At 72.1% G+C, this 8,518-nt stretch carries 7 protein-coding genes; 1 reads left to right on the top strand and 6 read right to left on the bottom strand.

Going from position 1 to position 8,518, the window contains the following annotated elements:
* From ABD912_RS15625 to ABD912_RS15600, 6 genes are all read right to left on the bottom strand, one after another.
* On the bottom strand, window positions 1–277 hold a 277-nt coding region (locus tag ABD912_RS15625), incomplete at its 3' end, for an HPr family phosphocarrier protein (RefSeq protein ID WP_345152163.1).
* A gap of 43 nt (window positions 278–320) precedes the next feature.
* Window positions 321–2,021: a phosphoenolpyruvate--protein phosphotransferase gene (gene ptsP, locus ABD912_RS15620; protein WP_345152162.1), complete on the bottom strand. Its 1,701-nt coding sequence runs from the start codon at window positions 2,019–2,021 to the stop codon at window positions 321–323.
* The gene (locus tag ABD912_RS15615) at window positions 2,021–4,051 is read right to left on the bottom strand and encodes a PTS fructose transporter subunit IIABC (RefSeq protein ID WP_345152161.1); all 2,031 of its coding nucleotides are present in this window, start codon (window positions 4,049–4,051) and stop codon (window positions 2,021–2,023) included. Before ABD912_RS15615 ends, ptsP begins: the two co-directional genes overlap by 1 nt.
* Before the next feature lie 24 nt (window positions 4,052–4,075).
* The gene (locus tag ABD912_RS15610) at window positions 4,076–5,032 is read right to left on the bottom strand and encodes a 1-phosphofructokinase family hexose kinase (protein ID WP_345152160.1); all 957 of its coding nucleotides are present in this window, start codon (window positions 5,030–5,032) and stop codon (window positions 4,076–4,078) included.
* Window positions 5,029–5,814, bottom strand: coding sequence for a DeoR/GlpR family DNA-binding transcription regulator (locus ABD912_RS15605; protein ID WP_345152159.1), 786 nt, complete (start codon window positions 5,812–5,814; stop codon window positions 5,029–5,031). The genes ABD912_RS15610 and ABD912_RS15605 overlap by 4 nt, the downstream gene beginning before the upstream one ends.
* Before the next feature lie 301 nt (window positions 5,815–6,115).
* Window positions 6,116–7,327: an ROK family protein gene (locus ABD912_RS15600; RefSeq protein WP_345152158.1), complete on the bottom strand. Its 1,212-nt coding sequence runs from the start codon at window positions 7,325–7,327 to the stop codon at window positions 6,116–6,118.
* Between the two features lie 150 nt (window positions 7,328–7,477).
* On the opposite strand from ABD912_RS15600, the gene gap reads away from it, so the two are divergent.
* Window positions 7,478–8,488 carry a type I glyceraldehyde-3-phosphate dehydrogenase gene (gap, locus tag ABD912_RS15595; RefSeq protein ID WP_345152157.1) on the top strand — a complete coding sequence of 337 codons (1,011 nt, stop codon included), beginning with the start codon at window positions 7,478–7,480 and terminating at the stop codon, window positions 8,486–8,488.
* Window positions 8,489–8,518: the final 30 nt, after the last annotated feature.

Genomic DNA, 8,518 nt, shown 5'->3' with positions numbered 1-8,518 from the left:
AGGCGGCGTCGTGGTCCGTTTCCAGCACGGCGGCCAGGGCGTCCAGCGCGGCCTCGGCGCCTTCGCCCTCGGCGCGCAGGACCACGCGGGTTCCGTGCTCTGCGCCCAGGCCCATCAGGGCGAGGATGCTGGAGGCGTCCAGCGCGTCCTCGGCCGGCTCTCCCTCGAGGGCGATGGTCACCTCGACCGGCTGCTCGGCGGCGGCCTCGGCGAAGATGGCGGCCGGGCGGGCGTGGAGCCCGACGCGGCTGGCGATGGTGGCGGTGCGTTCTGCCATGGTGTTTCTCCTGTGTGGTTGGTTGTTGGGCCTGGGGGATCGGTTAGAGGCCGAATCGTTCAAGATCCGGCAGCTCGGCGCGGACACGCTCCTTGGCCTCGGCGGCCGAGGGGGCGTCGAGGGCCAGCTGGGCGAGTTCGCGGGCCCGCTCCAGTGTCACCGTGCGCAGCACGGCGGAGACCTGGGACAGCGCGCGCCGGTTCATGGACAGGGTTGCGACGCCCAGGCCCACCAGGACGACGGCGAGGGCCGGGTCCGCGGCGGCCTCGCCGCAGACGCCCACGGGAACGTCGCCGGCCTGCGCGCCGCCGTCGACCGTGTAGCGCACCAGGTGGAGCACCGCGGGCTGCCACGGGTCGTTGAGCGCGGCCAGCGGGGCGAGCTGCCGGTCGGCCGCCATGGCGTACTGCGTCAGGTCGTTGGTGCCGATCGAGGCGAAGCGGACGCCGGCGAGCACGGAGCGGGCCAGCACCGCGGCGGAGGGAACCTCCACCATAACGCCCGGGATCCGCAACCCCGCCGCGGCGCAGAGCCCGGCGAAATCGTTGGCCTCGGCGGGGGTGGAGATCATCGGCGCCATGACCCAGACCTCCGCGGTGGAGCCGGAAGCGGCCTCGGCGATGGCGGCCAGCTGCCGCTCCAGCACGCCGGGCACGGAGACGTCGGTCCGGTACCCGCGCACGCCCAGGGCGGGGTTCGGCTCGGTGGAGTCGGTGAGGAACGGCAGCGGCTTGTCCGCCCCGGCATCGAGGGTCCTCACCACCACCTTCTGTCCGGGGAAGGCATCGAAGACCTCCCGGTAGGCGGAGACCTGTTGCTCGTGCCCGGGTTCCTTATCCCGTCCCAGGAAGCAGAACTCGGTGCGCAGCAGGCCCACGCCCTCGGCCCCGGCCTCCGCGGCCGCGCGGGCATCGGCCCCGCCACCCACGTTGGCCAGGAGCGGGACGCGGTGGCCGTCCGCCGTCGTGCCCGTTCCGTCGAAGTCCGGCAGCGGGGTGCGCTGCTCGTAGGCGGCGGCCGCGGCCTCCTCCTCGGGGCCCGGGTTGATGATGACCACGCCGGCCGACCCGTCGACGAACACCTGCGTCCCGTCCTGCAGACCCACCGTTTCGGGGGCGGCGACGACGGCGGGCAGGCCCATCGACCGGGCGATGATGGCGGTGTGGGACTGCGGTCCGCCCTCCGAGGTGACCAGCGCCAGCACGCGGGCCGGGTCCAGCGCGGCGGTGTCCGCCGGGGCCAGGTCCTCCGCGCAGAGCACGAACGGTTCGTCCGCCTCCGGGATCCCGGGGGCGGGAATCCCGCGCAGCTCGGCGACGATGCGGGCCCGGACGTCGAGCACATCCGTGGCGCGTTCGGCCATGTAGCCGCCCAAGGCCTCCAGCTGCAGGGCGACCGCCTCCGCGGCCTCCCAGATCGCCGATTCCGCGGACGTGCCGGTGGCGACCAGCTTGCTGGCTGCCTTGAGCAGGGTCCTGTCCCCGGCCATGAGGGCGGTGGCCTTCAGGACCGCTGCAGCGTCGCCGCTGGCCGAGGCCGAGCGGGCCCGCAGGTTGGCCGCGACGGCCTGCGCGGCCTCGCCCAGCCGGTGGGTCTCGGACTCGACGGTGGTCCCTTCGGGCAGCGGGGCGCCCTCGGTGGGGGACGTGATCGGGTGCGGCATCCGGCGCACCGGACCGATCACGCGTCCGGCGCCGACTCCGACGCCCCGCAGGACGGTTTCCGAGGTGGGGTGAGTGCTCATCATGCCACTGCCTTCCTGGTGGCGTAGCGCTTCAGCGCCAGGACCGCCAAGGCGGACACTACCGTGCCGACCGCGATCGACACCACGAACATCACGAAATTGCCGATCGCGAAGAAGACGAAGATGCCGCCGTGGGGGGCCTGCGAGGTCACTCCAGTGGACATCACCATGGCTCCGGTGATGCCGGCGCCAATCATGGAGGCGGGGATGACGCGCAGCGGGTCGGCAGCGGCGAACGGGATGGCGCCCTCGGAGATGAAGGACGCGCCCAGCAGCCAGGCGGCCTTGCCGTTTTCGCGCTCGGCGAGGGAGAACCGCTTGCGGTCGAGCACGGTGGCCAGGGCCATCGCCAGCGGCGGGACCATGCCGGCGGCCATGACGGCGGCCATGATCTGCCACGGGGCCTGGTAGGCCACGGTGCCGGCACCCAGTCCGGCCACGGCGAAGGAGTAGGCCACCTTGTTGATCGGGCCGCCGAGGTCGAAGCCCATCATGAGGCCCAGGATGAGGCCGAGGAGCAGCGCCGCGGCCCCGGTCATGCTGCCCAGCCAGGAGTTCAGGCCGGCGCTGAGGCTGGCGATGGGGCCGCCGAGGACCAGGAACATGAGCCCGGAGGCGACGATGGAACCCAGAAGCGGGATGACCACGACGGGCATCAGCCCGCGCAGCCAGCGCGGCGGGGCGAGGGTGCCCAGCCAGTGCGCGAACCAGCCGGCCAGCAGGCCGCCGGCCAGGCCGCCGATGAAGCCGGCGCCCATGAAGACCGCCACGGCACCGGCGGTGAAGCCCGGGGCGATGCCGGGCCGGTCCGCCAGCGCGTAGGCGATGTAGCCGGCCAGCGCGGGGACCAGGAAGCTCATGGACAGCGCGCCGATCTTGAAGGCGACCGCGCCGAGGTAGGCGCCCAGCGGGCCCCATGCCTGGGGCGGATACTCGGTGGGCAGGTTCCACAGCGAGTTGTTCAGCGTGATCTGGTCCGCGAACTCGGTGATGGTGTAGCCGCCCATGAGGAAGCCCAGCGCGATCAGCAGGCCGCCGCCGGCCACGAAGGGAATCATGTAGCTGACGCCGGTGAGCAGGGCCCGCTTGAGCTTGGCCCCGAAGCCTTCGTCGGCCCCAACGGTGTCGTGGCCGGACACGTCCGCCGTGGCGGAGACCCGGCGGGCGTTGGGGTCCTTGGCCGCGGCGAGGGCCTCTTGGATCATCTCCGCCGGTTCGTCGATGCCGCGCTTGACCGGGGACTGGATGACCGGCTTGCCGGCGAAGCGCTCCTTTTCCCGCACGTCGACGTCGACGGCGAAGATGACGGCGGAGGCCGCGGCGATGACCTCCGGGGGCAGCGCGGTGGCGCCGGAGGAGCCCTGGGTCTCCACGTGCAGGTCGACGCCGGCCTCCTCGGCGGCCGCCACCAGCGAGTCCGCGGCCATGTAGGTGTGCGCGATGCCGGTGGGGCAGGCGGTGACGGCCACCAGCGTGGGGCGGCCGGTCTCGGCCGCGGGGGCGGCAGGTGCCGCCGGTGCAACCGCGGCCGGTGCGGCACCGGCCGCGGCTGCCCCCGCGGGGACGGCGGCGGGTACGGGGGTGCCCACCGCCTGCTCCACGAGTTCGACGATCGCGGCCGGAGTCGGCGCGGCACGCAGGGCGGCGGTGAAGTCCTTCTTGACCAGCGAGCGGGCCAGCTTGGACAGCAGCCCCAGGTGCTCCTTGTCCGCGCCCTCCGGCACGGCGATGAAGAACACCAGGTCGGCGGGGCCGTCCTTGGCCCCGAAGTCCACCGGCGGCGCCAGCCGGGCCATGGCGAGCGTCGGCTCGGTGACCGCCGCGGAGCGGCAGTGGGGGATGGCAATGCCGCCGGGGACGCCGGTGGAGGTTTTCGCCTCCCGCGCGATCCCGTCGGCGGCGAGCGCGTCGACGTCGACGGCGCGGCCGGCGTCCACAACGGCTGCGGCCAATCGGTTGATGACCTCGGTGCTGGAGGCCCCCAGGTTCGCATCGAGGCGAACGAGGCCTTCGGTGATGAGTTGGGTCATGGCTGGTTCCTTCGCAAGGGGTGGTTAGATACCGACGACGTTGACGGCGGCAGGGGTGGTTTGGTCGGGGGAGGGGATTGCCGTGCCCGGCAGCGCCACGGCCGCGGAGCCGTGGGCGACCGCCTGGCGAAGGCAGCCGGCCGGGTCGGACCCGGCTCGGTGGGCCAGCAGGTAGCCGGCCAGTGCGGAGTCGCCCGCCCCAACCGTGCTGCGCGCGGCAACGGGCGGGTGGGAGGCGAACCAGGAACCCGCGCCGGTGGTGAGCACCGCGCCCCGGGAACCCAACGTGGCAAGGACGGCGCCCGCGCCGGCGTCGACCAGCGCACGCGCCGCGGAGGCCGCCAGCGCAGGATCGGACTCCAGTTCGCCGGCCGTGGCGACCCCGGAGAGTTCGGCGAGCTCCTCGGCGTTGGGCTTGATGAGGTCCGGGATCTGCTCCCGGCCGCCCGCAAAGGCCGAGGCCAGCGGGGCGCCCGAGGAGTCGAGGGCCACCAGCGGAGCCGCGGCCCCGAGTTCCCGGCGGATCCGCGCGGTCAGCCGGGCGTAGAAGTCCTCGACGACATCGGGCGGCAGGGAGCCGGCAAGGACCACCCAGGCCGCGCCCGCGGCGGCCTCGAGGACGGCGTCGGCCAATTCCTCCTGCTGGGCGGCGGACAGCGCGGGACCGGGCTCGTTGACCTTGGTGGTGGTTCCGTCCGGCTCGGCCAGCGTGATGTTGCTGCGCAGCGCCTGGCCGATCGGCAGCGCCAGGTAGGCCAGGCCGTCGGCCGCGAGTCCCGTGACCACGGGATCCGACGGATCGCCGGGGAGCACGGCCAGGATCTGTTCGCCTCCGGCGGCCAGCGCGCGTGCGACGTTGACGCCCTTGCCCGCCGGCTGGGCGGAGACGGAGGTGGCCCGCTGCACGCCGCCGCGGGCCAGTGGGCCGGCGAGTTCGACCGTGCGGTCCAGGCTCGGGTTGGCAGTAAGGGTGATGATCATGCGACGAGTACCTCCACGTCCGCGCGTTCCAGGGCCGCCGCGAGGGCGCCCTGCGGCGCCCTGTCGGTGACCAGGGCATCTATTTCATTCAACGTTCCAAACCGGACGAAGGCCTCTTCGCCGAACTTGGATGAATCGGCCAGGACCACGATCCGGCGGGCACAATGCACGATCGCCGACTTGACCGCGGCCTCGAGGACATCGGGGGTGCTGAGACCGAACTCGTAGTGCACCCCATTGGTGCCCAGAAAGGCGATGTCCGGGCGCAGCGCCTGGAACTGCTCGACCGCTCGGGCGCCGATCGCGGCGCTGGTCAGTCCGCGGATGCGGCCCCCCACGAGCTCGAGCTGGAAATCGGGCGAGGCGGCGAGGCGGTTGGCGATCGGCAGGGCGTGCGTCACGGCCAGGATCTCGGAGGCGCGCTGGGCGGGGATCCGGTCCACCATGGCCTCGGCCAGCAGTTCGGTGGTGGTGCCGGCGTCGAGCACCGCCGAAACCGGACCGTGGGGCAGCAGGTCCAGGGCCCGCTGCGCGATCCGGCGCTTCTCCGCGAAGTGGCGGCTGGTCCGGACGGTGTGGCTTTCCTCGGTGGTGCTGGCCTTGCTGGCCGCGACCGCCCCGCCGTGCACGCGGCGCAGGACGCCGGCGGATTCGAGCTGGGCAAGGTCGCGGCGGACGGTCTCGCGGGTGATGCCGAAACGGCCCGACAGGTCGGCCACGGTCACCTTCCCGTAGTCGGCGAGCATGCCGCCGATCAGTCGGTGTCGTTCCTCGGCGAACATGGACCCTCCGATAGCTTGTGATGCAAATCACAACAAATGTTTGATTATCTGACTTTAGGTCCGCCCATAAGCCAATGTCAACACAAAGACACATAATTCCAGATAAACGGGCATGAGCGAAGCGCGCGCGGCGGCAGCGTGGGGCGGGCGCGGCCGACGTGTGGGGGTGGGCTCGGCGGCGGCGCGGAAGGCCCTGGGCGGCCGCCGGCGTGCGTGGACGGGCGCGCGGGAAAGGGCGGCCGGGGGCCGGCCGCTGGAGGGGGTTGCGGGGGAGAAGCTGCGGGGAAGGGGCTGGAGGTGGCTACGCGCCGCGGCGTGCGGCCGGCACCAGGTCCAGCATGTTGGACTCCACGTGGTCCAGGGCCAGCCGGACCGCGCCGGTGGGCACCAGGGCGTCACCCATGTCCGAGACGGCCACCCGCGGAGGCGAGTCGATCAGCTTGCCCAGTTCCTCCGTCAGCGCCGGCAGGAGGGCCGTGGCCGAGGCCGCGACGGCACCGCCGATCACCACCAGTTCCGGGTCGAAGAACGTGGAGATCAGCGAGAGCACGCGCGCCATCCGCCGGGCGATCCGGTCCAGGATCTCCAGTGCCAGGGCGTCGCCCGCGGCGGCGGCCTCGAAGACGAAGCGGGCCGAAACGCGGGTGGTCCCCGGCCCCACGAGGTCCCGGATCAGCGTCTGCTCGCCGGCCTTGAGCGCCGCCGTTCCCCACAGTCGGGCCAGCTTGGCGATGCCGTCGTGGCTGCCGACCCCGTCCACGATCTCCAGGGTTCCCACCTCGCCCGCGCCGCCGGAGGAACCGTGAAGCAGCCTGCCGGATTCGATGATTCCGCTGCTCAGGCGCTCGCCGGCCAGGATCACGGCGAGGTTGTCCACCCCGGATCCGGCGCCGCGCCACCGCTCGGCGAGGGCGGCGAGGTTGGCGTCGTTCTCAAGGAGCACCGGCCACTCGCGGTCCGTCCAGGGGCCGCCCCCGTGCTCGAGGTCGAAGAGGGATCCCAAGTGGTGCCCCGGCGCGATCCTTCCCTTCCGGTCCACGGGCGCGGCAACGCCGACGCCCACCGAGAGCACGTTGGAGGCGGGCACGCCTGCGGCCTCCAGGGCCGCGTCGATCGTGGCGGTGATGGTTCGGCTCCGCTCCGCGGCGGAAGCGTCGTGGCCGCTGAAGCGGGCCGTCTCCCGCCCCACCACGGCCCCGGCGAGGTCGGCGACCAGCACGCGCACGGTGGCCATGCCCACGTCCAGGCCCAGCACGTGCCCGGCGTGCTCGTTGAACTCGAACTTCCGTGCGGGACGGCCCTTCTGGCCTCCGGGCGCGCGGGAAGCGTCGGTTTCCCGTGCCCAGCCGCGGGCGATGAGGTCGTCGCAGACGGCGATGACGGTGGCCCGGGTGAGCCCGGTCGCCTGGATCAGGTCGGTTCCGGTGACCGCGGGGGAGGCCCGCAGGACGTCCAGGACCGCACGCAGGTTGGCGTGGCGGAGCAGCTGGGGAGTGGTGGCGGAGGTGTCCACGGAAAAAACCTTTGACGTGTCGGGCGGTTGTCCCCATAATAGTAGTAGAGCTTAAATTTAGGGACTAAATAATAGTCCTCAATAAATGCAGGCCCCCGCAACACCCCCAGCAGTACAAACCCCGCAGTAGACACACCAAGGAGCACCCCCGTGACCATCCGCATCGGAATCAACGGTTTCGGCCGCATCGGCCGCAACTTCTTCCGCGCCGCCCTTGGGCGTGGAACGGACTTCGAGATCGTCGCCGTCAACGACCTCACCGCCCCCGAGTCCCTGGCCCACCTGCTGAAGTACGACTCGGTGGCGGGGCGCCTGACCGAGGACGTGCGCGTGGAGGAGGGGAACCTCGTGGTGGGCGGGCGTACCATCCGCGTCTTTGCCGAGCGCAACCCGGGCAACCTGCCGTGGCGCGACCTCGGCGTCGACATCGTCATCGAATCCACCGGGTTCTTCACGCACGCCGCGGACGCCGAGAAGCACCTCGTGGCCGGCGCCCGCAAGGTGCTCATTTCCGCCCCGGCCACGGACGAGGACCTGACCGTGGTGATGGGCGTGAACGACGGCGACTACGACGACGCGCTGCACAACATCGTTTCCAACGCCTCCTGCACCACCAACTGCCTGGCCCCGCTGGCCAGCGTCCTGCACGAGCAGTTCGGCATCGAGCGCGGCCTGATGACCACCGTCCACGCCTATACTGCGGACCAGAACCTGCACGACGGCCCGCACCGCGACCCGCGCCGGGCCCGCGCCGCCGCGCTCAACATGGTGCCGACCTCCACCGGTGCCGCGAAGGCGATCGGGCTGGTCCTGCCCGAGCTCAAGGGCAAGCTCGACGGCTTCGCGATGCGCGTTCCCGTCCCGACCGGCTCGGCCACCGACCTCACCGTCACGCTGAAGCGCGAGGCCACGGCGGAGGAAATCAACGCCGCCTACCGTACCGCCGCCGCCGACCCGCGCTGGGCCGGAATCCTCACCTACACGGAGGACCCGATCGTTTCCTCCGACATCGTGCACGATCCGGCCTCCTGCGTCTTCGACGCCGGCCTCACCAAGGTCATCGGCAACCAGGTCAAGGTGGTGGCCTGGTACGACAACGAGTGGGGCTACTCCAACCGCCTGGTGGACCTCACCGAGCTGGTGGCCTCGAAGCTGGCCTAAGGCCGCGGCACCACACAACACCACGACGGC

The sequence above is a fragment of the Arthrobacter ginkgonis genome (assembly GCF_039540195.1).
Lineage (GTDB): Bacteria > Actinomycetota > Actinomycetes > Actinomycetales > Micrococcaceae > Zafaria > Zafaria ginkgonis.
The sequence above is the reverse complement of the archived record's forward strand: the minus strand, read 5'-3'. Positions and strand labels throughout refer to the sequence as shown.